This is a genomic window from Staphylococcus pseudoxylosus (assembly GCF_003697915.1).
In the GTDB taxonomy this organism is placed as follows: domain Bacteria; phylum Bacillota; class Bacilli; order Staphylococcales; family Staphylococcaceae; genus Staphylococcus; species Staphylococcus pseudoxylosus.
The window spans coordinates 1-680 of the sequence record NZ_RCVN01000054.1 but is presented as its reverse complement, the minus strand read 5'-3'; the positions used below and the strand labels follow the sequence as shown (position 1 = coordinate 680).

The window sequence follows — 680 nt, the reverse complement described above, 5'->3', positions numbered from 1 at the left end:
CTTTCCAATCGAAGTTTTTAAGGTCTTTGCCAGTTGTTTCTTTATAAGTTTTACGAACAATTGCCAATTGGTCTGGGTGTGATAGAGCGATAACTTTTTCGCCATTAAAGTAGTAAGTTGTTTTATCGCCATTTGTATATGTAAATTTCATTAAATCGTCGTCCTCTAATTCTGTATTTGTTTGTGTATTGTTTACTGCGACTGTGCCACTAGTTTGTCCTGTAAGGCGCTTGTTTAGTTCTGTGATAAAGTATGAGCGACAACTCTCTAACGTGCCTCCGTGTACTTCTACTGAACGTCTAGGGCATGAAGTTGCTGAAAGTTCTTGATGTAGTTTAACAGTATCACGATTAGGAGTTAACCCCCATTGTTTCATGTACTTAGCCACGTCATCTAGTACCGCTTGCTCATTTCTCAAGAACTGGTTTAAATCGCCCTCTGATTGGCATACTTCCCAGCTTGCATAGTTAGCATTACCGTACGAGTTGGCACAATGCCATGCCATATTAGAGAAATCAGAAGCTTGTAATCTTCCGTCAGAAGCAATGTAGACATGAGCAAAGCCATTTTCAGGGTTATGATTAGGTAACCAGTTGTTGTAGAAGCCAGCGTTAGCACCATTCGAACCAGCGTCATTGTGAATTACAACCCCAGTAGGGTTATAACCACGTACACCAGCA

Annotated in this window: 1 protein-coding gene; it reads right to left on the bottom strand. The window is 40.7% G+C overall.

The annotated features are described in order from the left end of the window. A partial coding sequence (locus D9V42_RS14760; RefSeq protein WP_122065556.1) for a peptidoglycan recognition protein family protein occupies positions 1 to 680 on the bottom strand: 680 nt, incomplete at both ends.